1 pseudogene is annotated in these 266 nt (G+C 72.9%); it reads right to left on the reverse strand.

The annotated features are described in order from the left end of the window. A pseudogene (locus tag AMS65_RS00105) lies at nt 1-245 on the reverse strand (amino acid decarboxylase); the annotation flags it as partial. Nucleotides 246-266 lie beyond the last annotated feature (21 nt).

Raw genomic sequence — 266 nt, forward strand, 5'->3', positions numbered from 1 at the left:
GCCCCCCACGCCTCGTCGACGCTGAGCGGCACCCCGTGGCGGGGGGCGACCTCGGCGATCGCGGCGATGTCGGCGACGGCCCCGAAGTAGCTGGGGGAGACGATGTAGACGGCGGCGCTCCCGGGGTGGGCGGTGAGCGCGGTCTCGACCTGCTCCGCGGTGACGCCGTGCGAGGAGCCCAGGCCGGTGTCGACGGACCCGCGGACGAAGTGCGGGGGGATGCCTACGCCGGCTCTTTTAACCATCTTACCCTGCCGACGAGCGAT

Origin of the sequence: Leucobacter celer subsp. astrifaciens (genome assembly GCF_001273835.1) — a bacterium.
GTDB lineage: Bacteria > Actinomycetota > Actinomycetes > Actinomycetales > Microbacteriaceae > Leucobacter > Leucobacter celer.